The sequence below is a fragment of the Lysinibacillus sp. 38-6 genome (assembly GCF_046245175.1).
In the GTDB taxonomy this organism is placed as follows: domain Bacteria; phylum Bacillota; class Bacilli; order Bacillales_A; family Planococcaceae; genus Lysinibacillus.
This window is the reverse complement of the sequence record NZ_CP176417.1, coordinates 2442164-2467458: the sequence shown is the minus strand read 5'-3', so window position 1 is coordinate 2467458 and position 25295 is coordinate 2442164. Positions and strand designations below refer to the sequence as shown.

At 33.7% G+C, this 25295-nt stretch carries 20 protein-coding genes; 15 read left to right on the top strand and 5 right to left on the bottom strand.

The features are described 5' to 3' along the window. Positions 1-9 precede the first annotated feature (9 nt). Complete coding sequence (mutT, locus tag ACKVEV_RS12770; protein ID WP_409366794.1) at positions 10-408, bottom strand: 8-oxo-dGTP diphosphatase MutT; 399 nt, start codon at positions 406-408, stop codon at positions 10-12. A gap of 635 nt (positions 409-1043) precedes the next feature. Here mutT and ACKVEV_RS12765 point away from each other — a divergent pair. Next, positions 1044-1640: a DUF1643 domain-containing protein gene (locus ACKVEV_RS12765; protein ID WP_409366793.1), complete on the top strand. Its 597-nt coding sequence runs from the start codon at positions 1044-1046 to the stop codon at positions 1638-1640. Between the two features lie 343 nt (positions 1641-1983). Beyond that, the gene (locus ACKVEV_RS12760; protein WP_409366792.1) at positions 1984-2736 is read left to right on the top strand and encodes an alpha/beta family hydrolase; all 753 of its coding nucleotides are present in this window, start codon (positions 1984-1986) and stop codon (positions 2734-2736) included. Positions 2737-2925: 189 nt separating this feature from the next. On the opposite strand, the gene ACKVEV_RS12755 is transcribed toward ACKVEV_RS12760, so the two are convergent. Continuing rightward, a complete protein-coding gene (locus ACKVEV_RS12755) occupies positions 2926-3378 on the bottom strand; it encodes a hypothetical protein (protein WP_409366791.1) in 453 nt (150 codons plus the stop codon). A gap of 473 nt (positions 3379-3851) precedes the next feature. Here ACKVEV_RS12755 and ACKVEV_RS12750 point away from each other — a divergent pair, with 473 nt between their 5' ends. The 5 genes from ACKVEV_RS12750 to ACKVEV_RS12730 all read left to right on the top strand — a co-directional run bounded on the left by ACKVEV_RS12750 (position 3852) and on the right by ACKVEV_RS12730 (position 12507). Beyond that, the gene (locus ACKVEV_RS12750; RefSeq protein WP_409366790.1) at positions 3852-6725 is read left to right on the top strand and encodes a 3'-5' exonuclease; all 2874 of its coding nucleotides are present in this window, start codon (positions 3852-3854) and stop codon (positions 6723-6725) included. A 15-nt stretch (positions 6726-6740) separates the two neighbouring features. Further along, positions 6741-7196: a hypothetical protein gene (locus tag ACKVEV_RS12745; RefSeq protein ID WP_409366789.1), complete on the top strand. Its 456-nt coding sequence runs from the start codon at positions 6741-6743 to the stop codon at positions 7194-7196. A gap of 724 nt (positions 7197-7920) precedes the next feature. Continuing rightward, entirely contained in the window at positions 7921-8631 is a 711-nt protein-coding gene (locus tag ACKVEV_RS12740; protein WP_409366788.1) for a DNA mismatch repair protein MutH, read from the top strand. 12 nt (positions 8632-8643) lie between these two features. Continuing rightward, positions 8644-9915, top strand: coding sequence for an RNA polymerase subunit sigma-70 (locus tag ACKVEV_RS12735; RefSeq protein ID WP_409366787.1), 1272 nt, complete (start codon positions 8644-8646; stop codon positions 9913-9915). A 3-nt stretch (positions 9916-9918) separates the two neighbouring features. Further along, positions 9919-12507, top strand: a complete 2589-nt coding sequence (locus ACKVEV_RS12730) for an SNF2-related protein (RefSeq protein WP_409366786.1) — start codon at positions 9919-9921, stop codon at positions 12505-12507. Positions 12508-12705: 198 nt separating this feature from the next. Here the strand turns inward: ACKVEV_RS12730 and ACKVEV_RS12725 are convergent, their stop codons facing one another. Beyond that, positions 12706-14169, bottom strand: coding sequence for a Sau3AI family type II restriction endonuclease (locus ACKVEV_RS12725; RefSeq protein ID WP_409366785.1), 1464 nt, complete (start codon positions 14167-14169; stop codon positions 12706-12708). 156 nt (positions 14170-14325) lie between these two features. Here ACKVEV_RS12725 and dcm point away from each other — a divergent pair, with 156 nt between their 5' ends. The 8 genes from dcm (at position 14326) to ACKVEV_RS12685 (ending at position 22566) form a co-directional block, all read left to right on the top strand. Then, positions 14326-15576 (top strand): DNA (cytosine-5-)-methyltransferase, encoded by a 1251-nt coding sequence (gene dcm, locus ACKVEV_RS12720; RefSeq protein WP_409366784.1) that lies wholly within the window; start codon positions 14326-14328, stop codon positions 15574-15576. A 217-nt stretch (positions 15577-15793) separates the two neighbouring features. Beyond that, a complete protein-coding gene (locus tag ACKVEV_RS12715) occupies positions 15794-16516 on the top strand; it encodes a GntR family transcriptional regulator (protein WP_409366783.1) in 723 nt (240 codons plus the stop codon). A 54-nt stretch (positions 16517-16570) separates the two neighbouring features. Next, positions 16571-17872, top strand: coding sequence for an SLC13 family permease (locus tag ACKVEV_RS12710; RefSeq protein WP_409366782.1), 1302 nt, complete (start codon positions 16571-16573; stop codon positions 17870-17872). Between the two features lie 9 nt (positions 17873-17881). Continuing rightward, positions 17882-18649: an amidohydrolase family protein gene (locus ACKVEV_RS12705; RefSeq protein ID WP_409366781.1), complete on the top strand. Its 768-nt coding sequence runs from the start codon at positions 17882-17884 to the stop codon at positions 18647-18649. A 128-nt stretch (positions 18650-18777) separates the two neighbouring features. After that, a complete protein-coding gene (locus tag ACKVEV_RS12700; protein WP_409366780.1) occupies positions 18778-19353 on the top strand; it encodes a hypothetical protein in 576 nt (191 codons plus the stop codon). A gap of 885 nt (positions 19354-20238) precedes the next feature. Next, positions 20239-21540 carry an MFS transporter gene (locus ACKVEV_RS12695; RefSeq protein ID WP_409366779.1) on the top strand — a complete coding sequence of 434 codons (1302 nt, stop codon included), beginning with the start codon at positions 20239-20241 and terminating at the stop codon, positions 21538-21540. 62 nt (positions 21541-21602) lie between these two features. Beyond that, positions 21603-22208, top strand: a complete 606-nt coding sequence (locus ACKVEV_RS12690) for a TetR/AcrR family transcriptional regulator (protein ID WP_409366778.1) — start codon at positions 21603-21605, stop codon at positions 22206-22208. Positions 22209-22227: 19 nt separating this feature from the next. Next, positions 22228-22566 (top strand): hypothetical protein, encoded by a 339-nt coding sequence (locus ACKVEV_RS12685; RefSeq protein WP_409366777.1) that lies wholly within the window; start codon positions 22228-22230, stop codon positions 22564-22566. A 232-nt stretch (positions 22567-22798) separates the two neighbouring features. On the opposite strand, the gene ACKVEV_RS12680 is transcribed toward ACKVEV_RS12685, so the two are convergent. Continuing rightward, the gene (locus ACKVEV_RS12680; RefSeq protein WP_409366776.1) at positions 22799-24415 is read right to left on the bottom strand and encodes an MFS transporter; all 1617 of its coding nucleotides are present in this window, start codon (positions 24413-24415) and stop codon (positions 22799-22801) included. A 205-nt stretch (positions 24416-24620) separates the two neighbouring features. Then, complete coding sequence (locus tag ACKVEV_RS12675) at positions 24621-25175, bottom strand: TetR/AcrR family transcriptional regulator (protein WP_409366775.1); 555 nt, start codon at positions 25173-25175, stop codon at positions 24621-24623. Between the last annotated feature and the right edge of the window lie 120 nt (positions 25176-25295).

The window sequence follows — 25295 nt, the reverse complement described above, 5'->3', positions numbered from 1 at the left end:
TCATTCATTTTATTTTGCTTCATTTGTAATCTTCACTACTGCAGGGATATCTGCAGGGGCGAAATTTAACTGTGAAAGTTTATCTCGCGTAACCCATTTCGTAGCAGCATGTTCTAATGCGTTCGGTTGTCCATCTTCTAATTGTGCTTTGTATGTTTCGAGGCGAACAATTACTTTTTCATATTCATATGTAGTATCTTCTACTTTTGCACCTACTTGAATCGTACAAGCAAATTCCTCCTGAATTTCTCGTTTTAACGCTTGTTCAGGTGTTTCTCCAACTTCAATTTTCCCGCCAGGAAATTCCCAATAATTCGCCAAATCCATTTCGGGACTTCTTAGCGCACAGAAAATTTCATTTTTTTCGTTTTCGATAATCGCACCAACGACATGGACAGTTTTTTTCATAATATATCACCTTTTTTCTTTTTAATAATTTAAGTTTAGCTTATTTTAGTAGAATATTACATCTTATAGACGAATTCAATCCTATTCCTAAAAGCCTAGCATTATAAAAGATACTTAGGTTTTCGGTTGGAGGCATCTTGTCTTTTAATATATGGGATTCTTTTTTACCTTATTAAAGGTATTTAGCAGAGGAAGTAACTTTAAAATAATAAAAATACTGTGGATGCAAGGGGTATGTACAACCTACATTTCTAAATATCTCTTTTACTTTGAATAAGGAAAAACGATTATAGTATCTTCCTTGTATTGCTTACGGCATACTTTTTTAGGATAACGGTCTGTCAAAAGACTTTTAACTATTCTATGATGTTTTGACCATTGAAAAAGAAGCATAATTTATTTATTATTAAAAATAAAATATACTGTATATTCTAAAAATATAAACAAAATATTTTATGATTTTTTAAACGATGAAAAAAGGACGTATAATAAAAAATAATTCCAAATACATAGGATATTAATATTTGAAGTTCTTCATTAACAGAAATCATAGAGAATAAATAATCAGTTGATTTTTGTAATGAGTAGATTGAAATATTTACTCCATAGATATTTCATATATAGAGGAGGGTATTATGGATAGAGTAAAAAAAAGAATTTTCTACTATAAAGATGAGTATGTGAAAAATGTTAAGTTAGTACATCATGATATTGCTACTAATAGAAGATATAGGTTAGATATAGAATTGAAGAATGGGGATAATGAAAAGGCAGTCCATATAATGATGATTAATCCAAGTAAAGCAAATGAGGAGAATTCCGACAACACTATTAACCGTATAATAAAATACGTTTCTTTAAATAACTCTTCTGGTATTTTACAGGACATAGGGAAAATTATTATTACGAATCTTTATGTAGTATGTGAGATATATCCAGAAAAAGTGGATGAATATATTTCAGTACATAGTTTGGATTTTGTTAAAGGAACAGATACTGACGGAAAATATAATAATGATACGATAATTGAAATGGCTAATAAAGAGGCTCAATTTGTAATTACTGCTTGGGGAAGAGGTAATATATTTGATTATGACAATAGAATTCAAGAAGTATTTCGTTTAATTCAAAACAAGGAACTGTATCATATGGAGGATTTGACGCAGGAGGGGTATCCAAGGCATCCTCGAACTTGGGCTTATTCTTGGCGATTAAAGAGGTACAATATTTAGACAGCTCTTCCCCTATTTGTGGAGTAGTGTGTTAGATAGAATGATGTAACCATCTCATTAGAGGTGGTCTTTTTTATTTGCAAATTTCACTTTGCACCTCCTAGTGGATACGTGATGCGAGAAATATCATTAAAATAATGTTAAACTTTGTCGGGAAGATTGATGGATAGCTCTACTGCAAGAAGAATTGAACATAACGAAGATGCTTGATTTACTTGGTATGAAATTAAAATCAACGTCCGTCTGTTTCTAAAAGTCATTGACCAAAGTGAAGTGGATACCAATACTTGATTAGAACATTTTTGTATAGTTGAATATAATAAATAGCACAGGAGGATATCCGATGAAACAAAAGAAATCTTTAAAGTTTAAAATTTTCACTGGAATTTTTGCTTTGCTAATATTGCTTGTTGCGGGATTTTTTATTTATGTAAGTTCATACTATAAGGCCAGTTCGTTGGCGTTGGATAGTTTGAAATCTGATGCGCTCGTCAATGTAGAAGAAAATGGCGATATATTATTTGAACCCGTATCGAATGCTAAAAATATTGGCTTTATTTTTTACCCAGGAGCAAAGGTAGAAGCTTCGGCATATGCACCTTTAGCTAAAGAGATAGCAGCAAAAGGGTATACCGTTAGTATTGCGAAAATGAGCTTTAACTTAGCCATTTTTTCACCGAATAAAGCAGACAGTATAATAAGTGATCATAAAGAAATTGATACTTGGGTGATCGGAGGCCATTCTTTAGGGGGCGTTATGGCAGCAGATTACGCACTAAAAAATGATAAAATAAAAGGCTTGGTACTTTTAGCATCCTATCCCCAAGCAAAAACAAATCTAAGTAGTCAACAAATCAAAGTGTTATCACTATGGGGAAGCAATGATAAAGTTGCGGACTTAACCAAAGTAAAAGATGCTAAAAAAGTTATGCCAAGTGACGCACAATTTATTGAAATAAACGGTGGCAATCATGGCGGTTTTGGCGATTATGGACATCAAAAAGGTGACGGTGAATCTTCGATAACCAACAAACAGCAGATGATGGAGACTTCAGAGTATATTGTAGAAATGTTGGATAGTTTGGATCAGGAATAATTTGAAAAAAACTGCACCCAGCCATTGGGGGTGCAGTTTTTTATGGTCAGGTAGATTGCGGAACAAGTTTTTCTTGTGATAAAAGTATTATAATGAGTAACCATAGGGTTAATCATTAGGGGAATGAGTTCGGTATTGCACCGGACTCATTTTAATTTTGCCTTGATAAGTTTAGTCAATCTTTTTCGTTTATTGTGAGCTAGAAGTGTAGTTAATAAGTGAGCCAAGTACAAAAAGCATACAGACAAAACAAATAAGCGTTAAAAATGTGATTTGAATTATAGGCCAAATAACGAGCATCGCTTTTATTAACATAGCAATTAATAGCAATGATAATATGCCCATAATAATTTTGGTTGACGAAGTTTCTTCACTTATAAAAATACTTTTTACTAAACACCAAAAGATAATTACTAAAATGATTATTCCCACTATTTGTAGTAACAAGGGAACAATCAAATTTACAGTAAAATCTAAATGGTCATCTCTGTTAAAAAATAAATTCAAAATGGTCTTCCCAGAATTGACTTCCATTAAAAGAGGAGTAAAAAGCTTGTTAGATAATAATAAAACTAACAAAGCCGTAATAATGCCAACCGCGTAGACTAATATAATAAAGCCACTAGTCCATTTTTCGTCCATTTCCTTACCTCACTTCATATATAGTTGGAAGAGTATATGCTAAAAATGGAGTTGGAATTACAAGAGTTTGTTATGAAACGCTTTTCATTGTGTTGTGAGAAATGGTAGTTCTTTTTTTGATTTTCTCCTCATCAATTTATTTTGACTTAATGATTATAACCCTTTACCGAAACCTTTCTATTTAATTGCTCCCATATTGAATGAAAATATGGTACTTCTCTTCTTTAAGTAATACCTTATTTCACCAAATTGGTTGGCCGCGCTTTTTTATAGTCCTGTGATTAAAAAAAGTAGTTTAAAGTAAAATATTATTATACACCTAATATATAGGCTATATGGTATGATTTACTATATGTAAGTGAGGAAATAAGTAACGAAAATTAAAATATAAAAAATGATAACAGAAGTTAATTACCAAAATATTATCTAGTAAGTGTTGTTAGAATTGATTTAAAAGGAGATATTATACTGATATGAATCCGATTGATGAAATATTAACCTCTTTTGGTGAGATGCAAAATCGATTTTTAGAAGAAGCGATTGATGATTTACCTGATAGTTTAGAGAGTGAAGCTGCTGCTACTAAATTTAAGGCAAGTTATATACCAAATACTTGGCGTTATGAGGAAGAACGGCTTAAATGTGTTGTTGATTATTTACGTGTCAATTTAACTGCAGAAATACAAAATTCAACTAACGGTAGAAGGAACCTCTATGAGGAAGATGATCTTTCTAATTTTATTAGTGACACTATGGTAGAAACTGCTTTAAGAAAGAGTGAGAATCCTTATTTTAGTCGTATAGATTACATAGAGAATGGGAATAAACAAGGAAAAACATTATACATAAGTAACTATGATATATCGTACGATACGGTATCTTGGAAAAATCCTTTAACCAAACTTTATTATGACAAAAAATTTAATCAAACTTACATAATCAATGACCAAAATGTTAGGCTTGAGCGTATTAGTCACATTGTAATAGAAAAAGGGCAGTTAATAGATTTACAATATGAACAATCTAATGAAGAGAATAAAGATAAAATATTCATTGAGAAGCTAGCTAAAAAAAGAGGCGACGAAATGAAGGCTCTAGTAGACACGTTACAAGCTGAACAATATGAGCTGATTGGCTTGCCTATCAATAATAAAATTGTTGTACAAGGTTCAGCTGGTAGTGGTAAGTCTGTGATTGCGCTTCACCGTTTAAGTTATATTCTATATAACAATGAGCACTTAGATGCGAAGAAAGTTGCTATTATCGGACCGAATAAACTTTTTTTAAAACATATTGAGAAGGTTTTACCTGAATTAGGTGAAAAGGATATTATCCAAACAACAATGATGCAATATTTAGAGCAGTTAATTCCGATGCGTACTAGAGTCCGGGAAATTGATCGTATGATTTTATCTGAAATTAATGATTTAAGTATAAAAGAGGGTCGATTAAGTGCGTTGGAAGATTTTAAATCATACTCAGAGATGCGTAAAATAAAAGGCTCATTAGAGTATAAAGATTATATTGAACAATATACTCGATATATTATTTCGAATTTAACACCATTTATGAAGACGATTTCTTTAGGTGACTTTTCTATTAGTGGAGTGGAGATAGCGACTTTTATTAGTAATCAACCACATTACGGTGATAGTAAAGTGGATTTAAATCGGTTTATTGAAAATAAGATAAAAGAGCGCGCGCATAATATTACTGAAATATATGGGTTTATAGGTGAAAAGATTGAGGAAGAGGTGCACTATTATCTGCAATCTTTACTAGAAAATGAATTACTAAAGTTAAGCCATCCATTGATAGATAGCCAATTGCACCAAGTGCATAATTTATTTGAAAATCACAAAAATATTATTGAAAACGCAGCACTTGAAAATTATGAAGAAATCTTTAGTAGGCAAGAATTAATTAAATTCGATAATATTGAAACGTCCGTACAACGTAATCTAAAAATGAAAACAGCGGCTCATGAAAAAGCTAATAAGTTAAAGCATCAATTAAATGAAGAAAGCAATAAATTAAAGGATGCTTTGCAAAAATTTATTGAATTAAAGGTAGTGGATATGCTTACGAACATTGAAACGCTCTTCACTTTACGATACGAAACGCTGCAAGAATTATCAAAGATAAGTGAAAACTATAGTGAGATTTTCCAAAAACAGTTTGTAATGGAGGAAGTAACTAATTTATATCAAATAAAGGATTACGTATCAAAACAAGATATTGAAGCTTTTATTCATGACGTAAATCAAAATCGCTTAGAGGAAGTTTACAAAGGGTGGTTGTCGAAAAAGAAAAAGCTCATGGGGCAACTCAATCGAAAAATGAAAGATGAAATAAAGCGATGTTTTTCAGTAAAGCTTGAACAGTTAATAAGGGAGAACTTTGCTGAAGTAAGTAAATTCGGAATAAAAATAAAGGAAAATACAAAACTTGAATCCTATTTGAAGCATAATCAAACGTTAGATTTTACAGAGATATTTGAAGAAATCGACAAATATTATTTTGGTCATGCCGATGAGGTATATCAGACGATTATAAATGATCAATACGATTACGCATCCAAGTTGGAAAAGAAGTGGGATCATAATATTTTGAAGGATTATCATGTAATTGAAAAACATGATTTATCTGCTATTTATATTATTTACAAGTATATAACACCTAAATTCAACAAACCATTCCAATATACCATTGTTGATGAGGCACAAGATTATATGTTGTTTGATATGTATGTGCTAAATGATTTAACAGAGCAAATTATGCTAATGGGGGATATAGGGCAAAATTTAACACCAGGTAATGAACAAATTAGTTGGCAACAATATAAAGAAGTGATAGGAGAATTTAATTATTACGAATTAAAGGCTACATATCGTTCTACTAATCAAATTGTAGCGTATTCTAATGAAATCATTCAGAAGTTTAGTGAGGGAAAATATAATTTACCGCTTATTACATTTAGAAATGGTGAGCCTGTTCAAACACGTTCTTATTCTGGTAGTTCAATTTATAAAAATATGTATGATTTAATTAATCAATTGTTGGAAAAGGACGATTCAGAAAGTAAAATTGCGATTATCGCCAAAACTAACCGTGAAGCAGAACATTTACTTGAGCAATTAAATCATCCGCAAGTAAAATTACAGATTAATAGCGAATATGTCAATACAAGGGTCATTATTACAACGCCAGTGTTGGCGAAAGGGTTGGAGTATGATACCGTGCTAATTTATCGCAGTTCACGATTTTTAAAAACGGATGAACATGATACAAAGCTAGCCTATGTTGCTGCAAGTCGTGCGCTTCATAAGCTCTATGTGTACTCGTGAAGGTAGGAGATAAAATTGGATATTAAATCACTTTTATATGGGAAGCAAAAAAATGAGATGTATGAGCAATTGCAACAAAATCAACAAGATATAATCGAACTAAAACAGCAAATAAAGCAATTACAATCAGAAATCTTACAGCTAAAAAATGAAAATAGAGAACTGTATGATAATCAAAAATTGATAGCTAGCGCGAGTAATACTAACGGTGATATTTCGTGGACGGAAGTTACAAGTGGAAATGAAAATAGTGGGAAAATCAATGTAGTAAGTTCAGGTCGTATTACAGAGCCCGAAGTCTATAGTATTGAGGAAATCATTCAGGGACAAATTGGCTTTGTAGATGAAATTAAAGCTATTCTGGAACATACTGCTCAGGCAATTGACGACAGGACCGTTATATCTATGGGGGACGCACTTAGGGTCATTGGAGAAGATTTTGTAAAGGATGTAGAGTACTCCAAAATATAATGTAGTTTAGACAAGCGTTCGAATGTACATAGCAATATACTGTATCCATTCTATAAATTATTGCTAGATAGGGGAAAAAGTTTACCGAAAAAAATGGTATGGTGAAATTGTAGTCTCCGTTAGCAAATTTAGCAAACTTTATTTATTCCTTTGTAATAGCAATTTCGATTGGTCAGAAAAAGCTAGTAAATGTTGGTATTACAAGATTTTCCGATGTAGAAATGTTGTTAAATAAAGGTTTACAAGAGTTAGGGTAACTTATATATATAATGTTAAATTTATAAAAATATCCCATAACTATTTTCGTTTTATTGAAAAACCTTTAATTGAATACTTGCGTTTATAAAAACCTTCTAATTCACACAATGAATAGGGGTTTTTTATTTGGATAAGAGCAAAAGCATGGGAGGTTTTCGATAGGAAATGTACGAGAAGACCACGTACCATTCATAGTTACGAATTTATCTTTAAAGGATTTTGTGAACAATGAACTTCATTATGTAAAACCAATCAATATAAACAGCATCTACTACAAACTTGAAAATTTATATCATACTTCTGTCAATTTATTTGAAAGAGTTCCACACTCTATACGATTATAAAATCTCCTCTCAGATACCTTTTTTTTACTGTAGCATTAATGACTAGGATATACACAGGTGATATAATTAATATATACTACACAAAGTATTTTCAATTATTATAAATACAGGAGAATATACATATGAATCAGAATAAAGACTTGATCGTTTCTTCTCAAATTGAGATAGATAATAAAATATCTAAGTATAAAGGAATGAAAGTTTCGGAGTTAAAAGAGAGTTTGTCTATGCCACTGAAGGATAATAAAGCCTCATTTGTACAGTTAGCTAAGAAGATGATGGGGATAACAAATAATAAATTTGGTTTATGTGATAATAGAGTTGATGCTGTTTTAAAGACAGTTCGCTTAACAGGTATGGAAACACCCGCAGAAGCCATGTCATTCATGCCAGTGGACTTCAAAGAATGGTCAGAAGCATTGTCTTGGGAAAGTAGCTCTCTATATAGGTATTTTAATGAAAAGACACTATTGCTATTTATTTTTCAGCAATATCCCACTGGTAAGCGTGTTGACGATAGTGAAATGACTTTTTTAGATGCTAAGGTTTGGAAGATGTCAGAATATGATTTAAACCATGGTCTTAAAGAAGTGTGGGAAAGAGTTCGATATTTAATCAATGAAGATAAATTAGAGATTACTCCTGTGAAACAAAAAAATGGGAAAATTATTAATAAGAATAACTTACCGTCTGGTCAATTCAACACACTAGGTCACTTGAGACCTGGTGCAATAAATGGTGATGATAAAGTACTATTGACGACGGGGCAAAGAATTGTAAAACAGAGATTTTGGTTTAATAATGAATACGTAAAAGAAATAATAGATTTATAGGAGATGCAAAACATGGAGAATATCGATTTGTTTGATTTGTATAAGAAAGGCTTTGTTAAAGATGGCGGCCATAATGTTAATGTTCCAATCAAAAAGGCCAGTGGAGAAAAATATGATGGTAAAACATACGCGATTCCACTAAAATACCTGTATTATAATGAGCAGAATGGTAGAATAGGAGTTTCACTTTCTGATTATGAAAGTACTAGTGGTAAATTAATACCAGGTCATAATGAAGAATACAATATGGTTATCCAAAATATGTTAGCAGATGATGCTGACGAGATGACTAGAAAAGAAATGGATAAGTTGAAGAGGGATATTGCTATAAAAGGCCAAGATGAACCTGGTTATGTTTTAAGTGATGGACGAGTAATTGATGGGAATCGACGGTTTACAGCAAGGCGATTACTTGAACAAGACCCTTCAATAACAGAGCAGCAATATTTTGAAGCAGTTATTTTAGATGATTTATCAGTACAAAATCATGACGATCAAAAGAAAATTAAGTCACTTGAATTGCAAATCCAATTCGGCAAACTTGGTAAAGTTGATTATAATCCAATTGACAGAGCTATTGATGCTTATAAAACGATTGTTAAAAATAATATAATGAGTGTCGCAGAATATACTGAATTTGCTGGACTGACATCGAACGAAGTTAACAAACGGATATTGGAAGCCGAACTAATTATTAAATTTTTGGAGTTTGCGAACACGAATCCGGATAACTATGCTTTAGCAAAACAATTAGATTTGGATGGACCGCTCCAAGATATGATTCCTCAATATAAAAAAATAAAAGACTCAGATAATTTGGATCAACTATTAAATAGTTTATTTGCCAAAATAATACAAATACGCTCATCCAAAGAAGATTTCAAGGCTGAGTTTAGACAAATAGTCAAAAATGTTGTTGGCACAAAAAATGAAGAAAAATTTATTGAAGAGATGGAAGATGCAACAGATACAATAGTAGAAGCACTAGATAAAGAAGATGTTATAAAGAATAATGTAGATTTATTTACCACATTACAAAATAATCAGGATGCAGTACAGGCTCTGGCAAAAGTTCAAACAATCTCTACTAATCATTCTGAAAAGGCGAAGAACTATAAAGAACAAAATAAACCAGTCAAACTGGCTGAAAAAGCAATTAGTAGTATTGAGGCTATTGATAAAAGAATAGTTACAGAGTTACCTAAAAGTGAAAAGGCTAAATTAAAGAGTAGTTTTGAGAAGTTAAAATTAAAAATTGATGAACTTCTGTCTGAGGAGGGATAAATTTTGTTAAAAAGTTTGCAAGGCCGACTCAAATCTAGTTATAATTCAATGATTCAAAATGTAGCAGAGGAGTTCTATAATCCAGTATTGAGTGAATCCATTAGCTATAAAAGAGTCAGTGGCTATTTTTCATGTAAGGCACTTTCGATATACTCTGAGGGATTAGATAGAATTGCAGGAAATGACGGATATATTCAATTCATTATTTCTCAAAATATTTCAGAAAAAGATTTTGAAGACATTAAGACGGGGTACCGTGAGCGCTCGAAAGGAGAAACCTTAACGCAAAGTGATAAACAGCGCTTAGGAAATTTGGCTTATTTAATCTCGCAAGGTAAAGCAGATGTGAAATTTGGCTTGGTAAAGAATGGATTGTTCCATACTAAGTGGGGCTTGTTTGAAGATAGACAAAGAGATGTTGTTTATTTTAATGGATCTCTAAATGAGACAGCAAATGCAATCGAGAATAATTTTGATTCATTTGATGTTGATTTCTCATGGGATGTAAGCGTCAATGTCCGCCAGCGTGTTGAGCAAAAAAAAGAAGAGTTTTCCCGTTTGTGGAATGATGATTATCCTGGTGTTCAAGTAGTTGATGCTACAGATATTATTTATCCTTTACTTCAAGAATTTGATATAGGTAGGATACAAAAGATACCAAATCCAAAGCAAAATTCAGTTATCTTTGATATGGATGAGAATCATTTCTTTTTTATCGATAAAAGCGATGAAGAAGTAACCTTAAAAAAAACATATAAAAATAAATTTAGTTTTTATGTAGATGAAGATAAGGGATATCCTTTTTTTAGAGGAGATTTAACATATCGGGAGATTGAAAAAATTATTGAGTTGGCTAATAAGCAGGCGATTAAACATCAATTTAACTTTATAGTCTCTTCACGAGTTGATAATTTTATTAATGCTCAGAAGTATTCAATTGAAGAATATCGGAAATCTGGATTGACACTAAAGAATCGAGATAATCGCTGGGAAGAAGAGTTTATAGAGTTTAAGAAAGTTGTTGAAGAGGAAGTTGCTCGTCCACTTAAGCCATTACAACTTCAATCTTCTATGTACATGCTCACTCAAAAAAGGGCTGCGAACTTTTCTGTTCCGGGAGCTGGAAAAACAGCTATGTTATTGGGTGTCTTTGCCTATCTAAACAGTAAGCAAAAAGGAGAGCCAATAAAGCGAATATTAGTTGTGAGTCCGATTAATGCATTTTTATCTTGGAAAGATGAATTTCAGTCAGTGTTTCAAGCAAAAAAAGAGCTTAGGGTACTTAGTATTCATGATCAGTCCATAAATGGTAATAAATATGCCTTTGAAGCTCAATGGTCAGCAGCTAATTTGATTTTAATTAACTATGAATCATTGCCTAAGTTTAAAGAGTCAATAATTAAATGCCTATCGAGTAATTCAGATACAATGCTAGTTTATGATGAAGTACACCGTGTAAAGGGTGTACAAGCAAAGCGTGCGATTGCTGCTTTAGAAATAGCGGACAAAGTAGATTATCGTTATGTTTTAACAGGAACACCTATCCCTAATGGATACTTAGATATTTATAACTTTTTGAATATTTTGTTTAAAAAGGAATATAGTTCTTATTTTGGATTTGAGCAAAACATGTTGAAAAATCCAGATGGATGGCAAGTTGAAGAGATTAATGAAAAATTAGCTCCATATTTTTGGAGGACTAGCAAGGAAGATTTAGGGGTTCCACCAGCCGATTTAGACAATATTATAAAGGTTTTTCCTTCTGAAGAACAACTTCGCCTTGCTGAAATAATTTATACTACAGCCCAAAATCCATTAGCAACCTTGATAAGAATGATTCAATTATCGACTAATCCAGAAATAATAAATCAAGCGATAAATTATAGCGATTTGGGATTTAGTGAATTTGACAGTGCTTATCAAGATTCTTATGACCAGATTAGCTCCAAGGTAAGAAAAGAGCTAGAGGATAGTATTCACGCTGCAGCCATTGGTGAGGTAAGCGAATGGGATTTAGCTAATGTAAACTCTCCTAAGTTTGATGCAGGAATAAAACTTGTAATTGATATAGTGAAAAAACATGGGAAAGTTGTAGTCTGGGGATTATTTGTTAACACTTTAAATAAGATTACTTGTGTATTAAATGGAAATGGAATTAATGCAAAAGTTATCTATGGTGCTACACCTCGTGATGAAAGGGAGGATATCATCAATACATTTAAAAAGAACACTCATGAAATACAGGTATTAGTATCTAACCCGAATACTCTAGGAGAGTCAGTATCCCTTCATACGATTGCTCATGATGCCATTTATTTTGAATATAATTATAATCTCACTTTTATGCTACAGTCTCGAGACCGAATTCATCGACTTGGTTTACCAGAAAATCAAAGAACGAGGTATTATTATTTAATGACAGTCAGTGATAGGGAGATTTATAATTTTATTGATCAAAAGATTTATGATAAATTAGCTGAAAAAGAAAAGAGAATGAAGGAAGCTATTGATAGTGATTATCTGGTTCCTGAGTTTGTTGATGATGAGATTGAGGAAATGAAGCGAATTATTGAATCTGAACGTCTGTTTTAATTGAAGTTGAAACGGCTAACAAAACTGAGGAGTTAAAAAGGAGTACCTCTCTAAGTTGTCAAAATAAGTACTCCCGCCGTCGCCATTTTAGAATTTCAATGACGTAAAAACCCTTGATATACAAGGGTTTTTTATTTTGCCTATGTTATATAGTTTGATTGAGTATCAAGCGGATGTAGTTAAAGTGTAGATGCTTAACTACTGTTTCAGTTCCTCATTCAAAACACTAAGAATATACGTGTTATTCAACCAAAAACTCTGTTTAGTCATAATGCGCCCATCTGGTAAGGCGTCTCCATAAACAGAGTTACTTCCGATGACTTCGCCAGTTTCAAATACGTAATAACGTTCTGTAGTATGCGGGCGAATATGAATGATACGATTATCACTTTTCTTTGGGAAATTGTTTTTTACTTCAAAGTTGATACCGTCTTTTTTGTATTTTTTATATAGTAAAGGGCCGTCTTGCGTTATTTTTTGAATACTTTCCCATCCTTCTCGTGCTTCTTCTAAATCTTCATAAGGCATATTCCAAAGTTGGCAGCCTTTTAACACGTAGTCATTCCCTAATTTTTTGTATACAACAAATAAATAACGTTTTGAACTTAAATCATTATAAAAAGAAGATTCTTCCCATTCTTCGTTTACCAGTTCATTAAATTTAAAAGAAGGGAATGAAATGCTTTCAACCATTTTTCCGTTCTCTTCAATTCGGATAGCCTTTACTTCAATATTTGCTTTAATAAACTCTTCAGCACAATTCGATTTTATACCCAACATGCGATAGGCTAATGAACTATAGAAATTTTTAGATCCTGGTATTACATTAAATTCGTTACTAAGTTGAGTGCTTGTTTTACCTTTATGTTCATTTATTGTATTAACAATTAGTGTTTCGAATGTTTGGCTGTCGGATTGATTTACATTAGCCAAGATAGACTCATATGTATTCAATTGATTAAGCACATATTTATTAAACATGTAGGTCATATAAGACTGTTTAAAGCAAAATGCTCGTTTTGGTGCTTTAATGTCAGGTGCGTAATATTCTTGTGGAACTAAGCTTTTACTAGCAGTAGATCCTTTTGTACATGCCCCTAAATACATCGTCTCACCTTCTGATAATTCATGAGCTCGACCTTCTCTTACTTTTGTAATTATTTTCTCATAATCTTGTTGAATGATTTTTAAATCTTCTTCAGGGGGAGAAAAAAGAGTTACAAAATTGATAGGGTAGTCAACTCTTTGTAAATCGCGATTCCTTAAGTAATGAATTAACAATGTTAAACGAAATTTGCTATATGCATGAGATTTAAAAAAGTCCTCTTCTATAGGCTTTGTGTAGCTAATCATTGTGATGACTAAACGTTCTCCTGCTGAATATCCTCCTTTTTTGCCAATTTCATAGGGAGCAACCTTTAGTTCTACTCCTGCTTTTGGAAAATCGGGCTCTTGATCGCTATTAATCTCATATTCAAAGTGGTACTTCTCAATTAGATGGCCCATTCCACCTTTATATCTTGGATTATTAACTTTTTCAATTGTTTCTTGTTTTAAAGATTCGTCGATTGCTGCGTTATTTATAACATCAAAAAATGTTTGACCGATTAGCAGTTCAGCGTGTTCTTTAATGCTTATTGGATTTGTATCATCATATTTCAAGATAGCATTACCCCCATAATTTAGGTTGTTTAATTAAATATAGCGTAAATACTTCAATAAAAATACAATAATTTAATCACTTAGAAAAACTTAAAAGTTGATCTTTTGGGCTACATGATTTATAATACGAATATGTAGAAAGGGAGTTCGTATTTTATGAATAAAAACCTAAATGTTGTGGAATTATTCGCAGGTGTTGGTGGTTTTCGTCTTGGTTTAGAAAAGGTAGACAAAGAATTTTTTCAAACAGTATGGGCCAATCAATGGGAGCCTTCTAAAAAGGCCCAGGATGCTTATGATTGTTATATAAGTCACTTTACTGAAGGTGAAGCAAGTAATGAGGATATTACAACTGTAGCTGATAGTAAGTTCAGTTCGTTACACATAGATTTATTAGTTGGTGGTTTTCCATGCCAGGACTACAGCGTGAGTCGTTCGTTAAATAATGAACAGGGCATAAACGGTAAAAAGGGCGTACTGTTTTGGGAGATTAAACGTGTACTTGAAAACAGTCATCCGAAGTATGTTTTACTTGAAAATGTAGATCGTCTGATTAAATCTCCATCGAAGCAGCGTGGACGAGATTTCGCCATTATGTTGGCCGTATTCCGCGATTTGGATTATATTGTTGAGTGGCGCGTTATTAATGCAAGTGAATATGGAAATGCACAACGTCGACGTAGAGTGTTCATTTTTGCATATAAAAAAAATCTTGGCTTTGCTCAGGAGCAGAAGAAGTTAGCTAAAGAAGATATTTTATTTAAAGAAGGTTTCTTTGCACGAACGTTTCCAGTGAATAGTGAACCATATCAAAATCGACGTGCATCTGTAGAATTGCCAAGAGATATTGTTGAGATATCGGATAATTTTTCATTTGGTTTCCATACAGCAGGTATTATGATTGAAGGTCATATTTATACTGTTCAACCGATACCAATTTTAAAGACTCCTATTCCATTAAAGGATATTTTGCTTCCAGAAGAACAGATTGATGAGGAATATTACTTAAATGAAGCAGCCATTGAAAAGTTTAGTTATTTACGTGGGCCTAAAAAAATTGAACGGACTTCCGCTGAAGGTCATAAATATATTTACTCCGAGGGTGGTATGTCGCCTACAGATGATTTAGAATTACCTGGACGAACTATGCTGACAAGCGAAGGTACTGTTAATCGTAGTTCACATATAGTTGAAGTTAATGGTCGAAAACGTTTCTTAACCCCGCTTGAATGCGAGCGTTTAAATGGCTTTGATGATAACTGGACGGAAGGCATGCCAAAACGAATGCGCTACTTCTGTATGGGGAATGCTCTTGTAGTTGATTTAATTACAGATATGGGTAAAAAGATTATGGAGATTGATTTACTAGAGCAAGAAAATGCTACGCAAATAACGTTAGGGATTTAATACACAGAGTTTACTCTGTGTATTTTTTATATTCTAAACCCCCTCACCCCACCAAATTTTATACCAACATACCAAAATCCCCCTAAAATACAAATAAAAAATTCTAAAAATTATGTTGATTCTTAACTTTTAGTTCTGTACAATGTAAAACAAGTCATCTAGATGTATAGATGACTTGGGGTGTGATGTACTCTCAATAATCCAAAGGAGGATGAGCATGAGTAAATATAATTCGTTGGTTCCGAAGTATGTTCAGATAGCAGATAGCTTGAGAGAAAAAGTAGATGAGATGTACAAGGACGGACAAGAAAAGTTTTCGAGTGATGATGAGTTAATCAAGATGTTTGATGTTTCGAGAATGACGATTCGTCAGGCGGTGCAAGTGCTTGTAGAGGAAGGTCTTTTAAAACGTGTCCAAGGGAAAGGGACCTTTATTGTGCGCAAGGAAAAGTTGAAGACTGATATTGCTAAATTAGATACTTTTTTTCGAGGTTGGTACTTAGAAAACTTTACTGTGCAGTTGCTCTATCGGGGTTGCGTCCCTTGCCCGCAAGGATTAGAAGATAAATTGGGGGTAGAGCCGGGAGAGGAAGTTTATCAAGTAAAGCGTTTACGTCTCTCAGAGGGAATCCCGATTGTTATCGATAACCGTTATCTTTTAAAAAAGTATGGGGAAGAAATTACGGATGAGGAATATGTGAAGTATTCTTTTTCTCATTTATTTTTAAATAAGTTTAAGATGGCGCTTACTGAAGGCGAAATTGAAATAGAAGCGGTGCTGGCTAATCAAGAGATTGCACATATTCTTGGTATTGCTGAAGGTGCACCGATCTTATATAGAAGTGTTGACTTAAAAGTAAAAAATGGCTGTGTTTTAACAGGTGCTTCTTCCTATCGTGGAGACATGTATAAATACAAATCATTATTAAGTTTAGACTAAAAAATTATCGGCTTTGAAAGCGCTTTATATGCATGTGACGACAAGGAGGAAATTATGTTTTATTCCATTTTAATTATTTTAGCAATTATTATTGCTATTTATATGGGTGAAAAACTTGATATAAATACTGGTTTAGTAGCTTTAGCATTAGCTTATTTAATTGGTTGTTTTGTGTTGGGGATGTCGATTAATGATTTATTGGCCACGTTCCCAACAAAATTATTTTTAGTTATTTTTACATTGGCGTTGTTTTTCAACTTCGCCGTAGTCAATGGGACTTTAGAAAAAATAGCTCAATTATTACTTTATCGATTTCAAAAGCAAACAAAATGGCTACCGTTAATTTTGTATTTTATTACAGCGTTAGTTTCAGGAATGGGTGCAGGTTTCTTTACTTCTGTGGCCGTGATGGGTGCTATTGCCATGGCATTGTGTAAATCATCAGGGATGAATAAATTAAATGCTTCATTCGCCGTATCATTAGGTTCTCTTTCAGGTGCGAATTTCATGTATAGTGCGCATGGGGTGCTGTTTAATTCTTTATTAAGTAACACGGCTGTTGCTGAACAGGCAGATTTATTAACAAGAGATATTTTTGTAGTATCATTTATTTATCCGATATTTATTATGTTGATTTTAATGTTTTTTGATAGAAAAAACAGTCAAATGACGGACTTGAATATAGAGAGACCAGAAGCTTTTACTAAAAATCAAAAAGTAAATATAGCTTTGATTATTCTTCTTATGGTATTTGTTCTAGGCGTACCAATGCTTTCTAAGTTTATGCCTGATAATGAAACGATTCAGTTTATTAATGGACGTACGGATATTACGTTATTAGCACTTGTATTTGCGATTGCTGCTTATATATTAAAATTAGCTGGGGACAAGCCGAAAGAAGTTATGGCGAGAATTCCTTGGAGTACGTTATGGCTTGTGTCTGGGGTTGGTATGTTAATTGACGTTGCAGTTGAAGCGGGGACAATCGATATGTTAGCTTCGATGATTAATAATATGCCGACGTTTATTGTGCCAGTTGCGGTAGCACTTATTGCGGGTGTGATGTCTATCTTTAGTAGTACGTTAGGTGTTGTTGCACCGCTTATGTTCCCGATGATTGCTGGTATAATCGATGCTACAGGTTATAGCGCTTCGTTAATTGCGGTAGCTATTATTATTGGTGCCCAATCGTCAGCATTAGCGCCATTCTCTACGGGCGGTAGTTTAATTCTTGGTAATAGTGGTTTAGGCGAAGAAGAGTCTAAGAAGTTTTATAATGATTTACTTTATAAAGCTACACCATTAGGTTTAGGCTTTGCTGTTGTGGCAACGTTGATTTTAATGTTTATATTGTAGGGGGTAGTTATGCAAAAAATATTCGATACGCATTTTCATATTATTGATCCGAAGTTTCCACTTGTAGAAAATCAAGGGTTTATTCCTGACTATTATACTATCGATGATTATTTACAGGAACTGAAGGAAATGTCGATTGAGTTAACAGGTGGCGCTGTTGTGTCAGGGTCATTTCAAGGCTATCATCAACAGTATTTTACAGAGGCTATTGCAGAGTTAGGTAATCGTTTTGTAGGGATCACACAGTTGCCGTTTGATACAAGCGATGAAGAAATTTTAAAGTTAAACGATGTTGGCATTAAGGGAATAAGATTTAATTTATACAGAGGATTATCTGCTTTGCCAAAAGATATTCGCGAGCTATCAGAGAGAGTCTATCATTTATGTAACTGGAAAACGGAGCTCTATTTGAATATGCAAACAGTGGATCAAGAATTAGAACAATTAATTTTTGCCTTACCAAAAGTGTCAATTGATCATCTTGGGATGCATAAATGTTCAGTGGATAAGTTGAAAAAAATCGTTCATGCCAATATTCCCATTCGTGTAACGGGCTTTGGTCGCGTGGGATATGAACGGGATGAAATACGTGAATTAATATCAACATTGTACAGCGAAAATCCAAGCAGTCTGATGTTTGGCAGTGATTTACCTTCAACGCGAGCAAAAGAGCGATTTTCCTACGATGATATTCAATTAATTAAAGAAACAGTAGGTAGCGAAGCGCAAGATCGAATTTTCTTTGAGAATGCGGAAAAATGGTATCTTGATAAATAACCTCGTGTTTAAGTGTAAACAAGTGACAGCACCCCAATTAAATTTTGGAGGTGCTGTTTTTTAAACACACATGTCACCTAACCTAAGCTATACTTATAGCTAAGCAAGCGAATGGAGCTGGATAATAAGTGTTAAAAAAACAAATCGAATCATTTATAAATGAGGAAGCGAATAGTCAATTAATCCATATAGAAAAGTCGTATGCTCAAAAGCATGCATTGTTACATGATGGTGCAATGGTGGAGACGATTTCTTTACAATTTCAGGTGATTGAACGTTGTCTGAAAGAAACGGAAGAATTAATAGCTGAAGAAACAGCTTCGTTTTTGACAAAGCCTGTGGATTATTTAAAAGAGCATGCCAATGAATTTATGTATGTTGCGTCTGAGCGCTTTAATGTAATTCGCGTGGATTCGTTTGCGCTTGAATTTGATGGGGCGTTTGGTGTCTATAGTGCGTTGTTTGGACTGCGATTGCAAAAGAAGTACAGTGAGTTTTTGCATTCGTATTTTAAAGCGCATTTGCACCATGACAAAATGACGTATAGTGCAGCATTTTCTGGAGAAGATGGCCTGTGGGAAATCAATCTTGCATTAGATGCGCTGGATGGATTTAGTGAGCAGCAGTCGTTTGACGAAGTGCTAGCACAATTATATTCCCTTGTATTTGTGCTTCTTGAGGAGCTTGAAGCGGCAGTCTCTTAGTGGAATCGCCAGTAAAATTAAGCAAATCGCCAGTAAACTGGGGTAATCGCCACTAAAAGTTTGTGAATCGCCACTAAAAATAGAAAAATCGCCACAAAAAGCCCATGAATCGCCAGTAAACCCGCCCGCGGAAAGCACCACCGTAGCGGACATCAACTGCATTGCAAAAAGTGTTAGATAGTCGGCGTTTTTTCGCTATGAATAGGAAGGAATGTATAGCTTCTCCCTACTTTTGCAGTAAAAAATAGAAGTGAATACTAGTTGATGGTAGCGAAGGCGGTGACTCCTGCTCAGAACAGCATACGATGTAAGACGCAACAAGTCCGCGCGTTAGCGAGGGTTGCGGCTTACGCTGTGCTTTAGAGGAATCGCTAGTAAAATTAAGCGAATCGCCAGCAAACATCGAGGAATCGCCACAAAAAGCATGCGAAACGCCAGTAAACTGGGGGTAATCGCCACTAAAAGTTTGTGAATCGCCAGCAAACCTAGAGGAATCGCCGCTAAAAGCCCATAAATCGCCAGTAAACCCGCGGAAAGCACCGGCGGTAGTGGACATCAAGTGCACAGCAAAAAATTTTATCTACTACTTTTTCTCTTTGTCCCAGCCTCATTTTTTATCCACTTCATACTAACAGCTGTTTCACACATCAAAGATTTTCATCTTAAAAGCTATTTTAAGAATAATGAAAGTAAAAGTACCATACCATTCTAAACAACAATCTGAAAAGGGAGGATTTAGGGTAGGGAGGCGCAACAATAGACAGTTAATTAAAAATAATTAGAAAAAAGTAAAGGGATATAGTATCATTGATATTAAAATGCACTCATTTTTTTTGGATTTTTAAAAAACTAACCAGTCAGTTTTGATTAAAAGGAGGATATTAAATGATACGAGTATTCTTGGAAAAGGTAAAAAGGTCAAAAGCATTTTACAGCATGAATAAATCATTTGTTTTCTTTGGAATTGCAGCACTACTTCTTTATATAACAAACCAGTTCTATATGCTAGGTCAAATAAACAAGTTGCTTGAAATAACGAATTCAACAGTGCTGTTAGCTAGTGTATTAATGGTTATGGTGATACCTAGATTAATAATTCTTCCGTTAGCGGGAATTTTAACAGATAAATATAATGAGAGGACTATCATGTTATTTGGATTTATAGGACTGACTTTATTGTTGGGGTCTATGGGAATTATCGAACAGATGGATCTTTTGTCATTAAAAGTATTAATGATTTATGCAGGTGTGTTTGGAGGAATTAGTGCAGTGATTTTACCTTCAACGTTCTCTATAATTCCGAAAGTTATCAATCAAGAGAATCTGCCAAAAGCTAATGCGGCTATTCAACTAATTAACCAATTAACCATTTTTATTGGGCCAGCAATCGCCGGTATCTTGTTAGGTTATATACAACTAAAATACTACTACATAATAATTAGTATCATGATGTTTTTATCAGTAATATTAATCTATTTTTGCAAATTTACACTGCCAAATCATGAAACTGAAAACTTTGAACAAATAGAAGAAAAGGCACAGCCTAATAAAGGTATTAAAGGTTACAAGATTATTTTTAGTACACCCATTTTGATAATATTATTATTGTTTACCGCCGTATTAAATTTAGGTGTTGCAGGTCCGCAACAAATAGGGCTACCTGTATTGATTGATAAAGAATTAAATTTAGGAACTAAGGAGTTGGGGTATTTATTATCGGTTTTAGGGTTGGGTTCTATTGTGGGATCAGCACTAATCGGTATTTTTAGTAAAAGAATGAATTTATTATTTTCATTATCCGTATTGGGAATAGTTTTCAGTTTATTGTGGACATTCATTGTAAGACCAGAACAATATATAATAATTTGTGTTTTGTTAGCTTTGTCTGGTATAGCAATAGGCAGTATTAATGTTATTTTTATTACTTTACTTCAACTCCATAGTCCACAGGAGATTTTAGGTAAAGTAATGAGTATACAATTAATGGGGTCAGTCGGTTTACAACCCCTGTCTTTTCTTATCTCAGGAATATTAATAGACAAATATAGCTTGCAAACTGCATTTTTATTAGGTGGATGTAGTATTTTTACTATTTCTCTCTTACTACTTTTTATGTTTGTAAAAGGTAAAAAAATAAAAAAGGAAAAGAAGGAAAAAACGTTGACTAATTTTTCTGAACAATGTTAATATTTTAATAGAAACGGAATAGTCAGTTTTTATTTATAATGTACAAATTAAGGGAGTTTCATATGCCTAAAATATCAGAAGATAAAAAGATTGAAAGAAAAAAGAAGATTTTAGCAGCCGCACTTAACGAATTTTCTGAAAAAGGATATTCTGCAACATCTGTAGATGACATTATTAATAGAGCAGATATAAGTAAAGGATTAATATATACGTATTTTAAAAGCAAAGAGGAAATATTCTTGCAACTAGCGGAGTATTGGGAAGAAATGACCGATCAAAGAAAAGTTTTAAATTTTGAGTTTCCTAAAGAATCTACTTTAACTGAAAAATTAATTACTGTTTGGGATGGTATTGTTGATACTTGGACTTTAGAAAATTTACAGTTTGCACGTATACAATTTGAATTTTGGTTTGAGTCCTCTAAAATACCTCAATTAAAAGAAATAATGAAGAAAAAATCAAGTACCAGCTTTAATATAATTGAAAACGTCATTATTGAACATATCCCAACAATAGATAGAAATTTGCTTAATGCTTTTGTTAGGCTTTGGTGGTCACAAGTAGATGGTTTAGTACTTTATTTTGTAAGTCATTCAACGTTACCTGAACCTAAGGAAATGGAAAAGATAAGAGGGATTATTGAGAAGATGTGTGAAATCCTAGAATAATTAATTTTTCAGGCTTCGAATGTGTCAAGTAGATATTCTAGATAATGTCTTACCTGTTCTTGATACGCCGTGGTCATATCAAAGAATAGAGCAAGTTAATTCGTCTATAGTTGAGTCATTAAAAAAGCTTAATAATAGCGAATTCGATAAGTATTCTAATCTTATCAAAATATTAAGTAATGTATTACAAAAAGAACCCACCATAGATGATATCAACAAGAGTATTGATATGTTGGAAAATCTAAATATTGATGCAAATCCTAAAATACATTTGTATAGCTTTTTATTAGCGATGAAAGAAGAGTGGGTAATGGCTGAAAATGTTTTAAATGATAGCAAATTAACTATTCATATATAATGGTTTATTGGCAGATTCAGATCAACGAGTTGTAGGGAATATTAAATTAGATACAGACAACCCATAACATTAATACCGAACGTTCAAATGCTGATTGCTATAGTACTAAATACTTTTATTAGTGAATTTGTTTGAATCGGCTTTACCCAAACAAATAAAGCAGTCAAGAAATGTCCAACAAGGTTTTATAAAGATCTTGTTGGACATTTTTTATTCCTATCTTGTAAAAAAACTAAGAAACGGTCTCCTCAACAACGACCATTTCCTGCGCAATAACTGCCGGAGCGGGTGCCTTCTTCGCCTTCGGTATTAAGAAGCATAACAACAGAATGGTAGCGAACAATGCCATCGCAATATAGGCGATGGAATGGACAGCGGATGTAAGACCAGCTGCATTTGCTGTTGAATAGATGGACTCAAATGATACGCCCAATGAAGAAAGCTGTTCGGCTAAAGCACTGTTTTCAACGGTGCCGGTTTGACCTGCTGCAAGTAGTGCAGCAGAATGTTCGCTTGCAATGCCGGCTTCGGTTGCGGAAGCGAGTAATGTTTCTTTAAATGCTGCGTCTTTAAAAATGGAGAATAGCACAATACCTGAAACAGAGCCTAGTGGTGTGCCGAAATCTCGGATAAATGAGAAGAGGCCTGCACCTGCTGCTAGTTTTTCTTTTGGTACTTCGTTTAAGGCAAATTTCATTAAGATTGGTGTGTTGGCTCCGGATACGAAACCAAGACAAACCGCTAATGCCGCAATAATATTAAATGGCATGGAAGCGTCAAGCATTGTAAAGATAAACATAATAATTATTGGGATAAAGAAAATCGCAATTAAAATAGAGCGGCCGTTGATTTTATCTGATAAGCGTCCAACGATTAAGCCACCGATCGATGAGGCGCCGTATAGGAACATGTAAAATAGTCCTGTTTGGGAGGCGTCTCCACCTGGACGTGATGTAATAAAGAAATTCATGCAATAAATAAATAGCATAAAGGTTGCGACGATAAGTAAGTTAATGCCGACTGCCATACTAAACCGTTTAATTTTTAATAAAGATAGTTCGACTAGTGGATTGTGAATGCGGTTTTCGCAAATCCATAACAGTGTAAGTGCCGCTACCCCGACAATTAACGTAATAATTGCATACGGTGAAAAGAAGCCGAACGTTTTGCCGATTGTAGACACGGACAACAGTGTGGCTGATGTAACAAAGATAAGAATAAGACCGATGAAATCAAAAGATGTTTGTTTTTCTCCCTTTGATTCTTCCACGAAAATTAGGACAACAATTAAGCCAAGTACAGCCAATATAGCACTTAACCAATAAGTGATTTGCCAGCCATATTGTAAAATTAAATAGCCGGCAATGGCAGCACCTGACATGGCAGCGATAGCTTGTACAGATGAAAAAATGCCTGAGGCCATACCGCGTTTTTCTGCTGGAAAAATAACGCCGATATAGGCAATCGCTATAGGCAAGATAAAACCAACTGCTATTCCTTGAAATACCCGCGCAATAAGAAATACTGTGAAATCTGGCGCTATCGCAGCGGCAACTTCAGAAATAGCGAAAATAACCATGCCGATAATCAACATCTTTTTTCGACCGTATTGATCGGCTAAGCGACCAACAATCGGATACAGTGTAGCGGAAGCAACGTAAAATGTCAGTAAAATTAAACCGGCTAAATAGGTTGGTAGTTCAAAATGTTGTGAAATAACCGGAATTGCCGGTGCTTGAAAGGCCATTGCCTCAATTGCTACAAATGCCCCAAAAACTAATGCTAAAAATTGAACCCATTGTGAACGTGTTACCTTTGCATCTTGTGGTTTGCTTTCTGTACTTGCCATTTGTCATCATCCCCCTTAATCATAATCAAGCGTTAATAATCCAATGCATCTCCTTCTTCTTGAATTTATTAAGCCTCATTATAAGAGATATAATTTTCGCATTTCAATCCACAAAATCAATGAAAATGTCGTAAAACCAACAATGTCTTGCACTTTGATGGTTTTTTACTAGCGTTTCGACAAGATTCGATGTTTAGCGATTGAATTACTGACAAAGCATGTTGCATTCGAAAAGTTTTGTCGTTTCTTGCGCAATAAATTGTGCGGAATATTGATAGTAGGTTTCCACACTCCAATGATAAATCATGCCCGTAATGACGGAGGCATAATAGGTGGCAGCAATTTGTGGTGCTGGCATTTTGTCTTGTACTAACGCGATAAATTGGTTGTAGATTTCCGAAGAAAGTCTTTTCATAAATGAGTCGCTAAACGTTAAAAAGGTGTGAAATGCCACATAGTGCTGTTCGACATAGCTAAAAATGGCCTGTTGTACACGGTATTGAAAGAAGAAATTGGGCGTAGGCTCTGCATGTTGAACTAAAATGCCGCAAATATCTTCAATAAAATCTAAGACGATTTGATTTTGTAAGTGTTCTTTCGTTTGAAAGTGCATGTAAAAAGTAGAGCGATTAATATTGCAACGGGCGACGATTTCTGTAATTGAAATAACGGTAGAGCCTCTTTCTTGAACTAAAGCAATATACGTTTGCTTAATTAAGTTACGAGAATGCTGTGCACGACGGTCTTTTTTTACTTTCATCCAAACACCCCACAATTTTTATTTTCCATTTTAAAGAAAAAATTTTTTGAAGAATTATTGCTATATTCGAAATTATATATTATCATAATCGAAATGACTATAAGATTCTGAATATTCAAT

Bases quoted from the DNA above. Each gene is read 5' to 3' on its own strand.
- ACKVEV_RS12735 (WP_409366787.1), top strand. From the start codon at position 8,644: ATGGAGAATATCGATTTGTTTGATTTGTATAAGAAAGGCTTTGTTAAA.
- ACKVEV_RS12695 (WP_409366779.1), top strand. From the start codon at position 20,239: ATGATACGAGTATTCTTGGAAAAGGTAAAAAGGTCAAAAGCATTTTAC.
- ACKVEV_RS12740 (WP_409366788.1), top strand. From the start codon at position 7,921: ATGAATCAGAATAAAGACTTGATCGTTTCTTCTCAAATTGAGATAGAT.
- ACKVEV_RS12680 (WP_409366776.1), bottom strand. From the start codon at position 24,415: ATGGCAAGTACAGAAAGCAAACCACAAGATGCAAAGGTAACACGTTCA.
- ACKVEV_RS12685 (WP_409366777.1), top strand. From the start codon at position 22,228: ATGTGTCAAGTAGATATTCTAGATAATGTCTTACCTGTTCTTGATACG.
- ACKVEV_RS12675 (WP_409366775.1), bottom strand. From the start codon at position 25,175: ATGAAAGTAAAAAAAGACCGTCGTGCACAGCATTCTCGTAACTTAATT.
- ACKVEV_RS12690 (WP_409366778.1), top strand. From the start codon at position 21,603: ATGCCTAAAATATCAGAAGATAAAAAGATTGAAAGAAAAAAGAAGATT.
- ACKVEV_RS12705 (WP_409366781.1), top strand. From the start codon at position 17,882: ATGCAAAAAATATTCGATACGCATTTTCATATTATTGATCCGAAGTTT.
- ACKVEV_RS12750 (WP_409366790.1), top strand. From the start codon at position 3,852: ATGAATCCGATTGATGAAATATTAACCTCTTTTGGTGAGATGCAAAAT.
- dcm (WP_409366784.1), top strand. From the start codon at position 14,326: ATGAATAAAAACCTAAATGTTGTGGAATTATTCGCAGGTGTTGGTGGT.
- ACKVEV_RS12755 (WP_409366791.1), bottom strand. From the start codon at position 3,378: ATGGACGAAAAATGGACTAGTGGCTTTATTATATTAGTCTACGCGGTT.
- mutT (WP_409366794.1), bottom strand. From the start codon at position 408: ATGAAAAAAACTGTCCATGTCGTTGGTGCGATTATCGAAAACGAAAAA.
- ACKVEV_RS12715 (WP_409366783.1), top strand. From the start codon at position 15,794: ATGAGTAAATATAATTCGTTGGTTCCGAAGTATGTTCAGATAGCAGAT.
- ACKVEV_RS12765 (WP_409366793.1), top strand. From the start codon at position 1,044: ATGGATAGAGTAAAAAAAAGAATTTTCTACTATAAAGATGAGTATGTG.
- ACKVEV_RS12710 (WP_409366782.1), top strand. From the start codon at position 16,571: ATGTTTTATTCCATTTTAATTATTTTAGCAATTATTATTGCTATTTAT.
- ACKVEV_RS12760 (WP_409366792.1), top strand. From the start codon at position 1,984: ATGAAACAAAAGAAATCTTTAAAGTTTAAAATTTTCACTGGAATTTTT.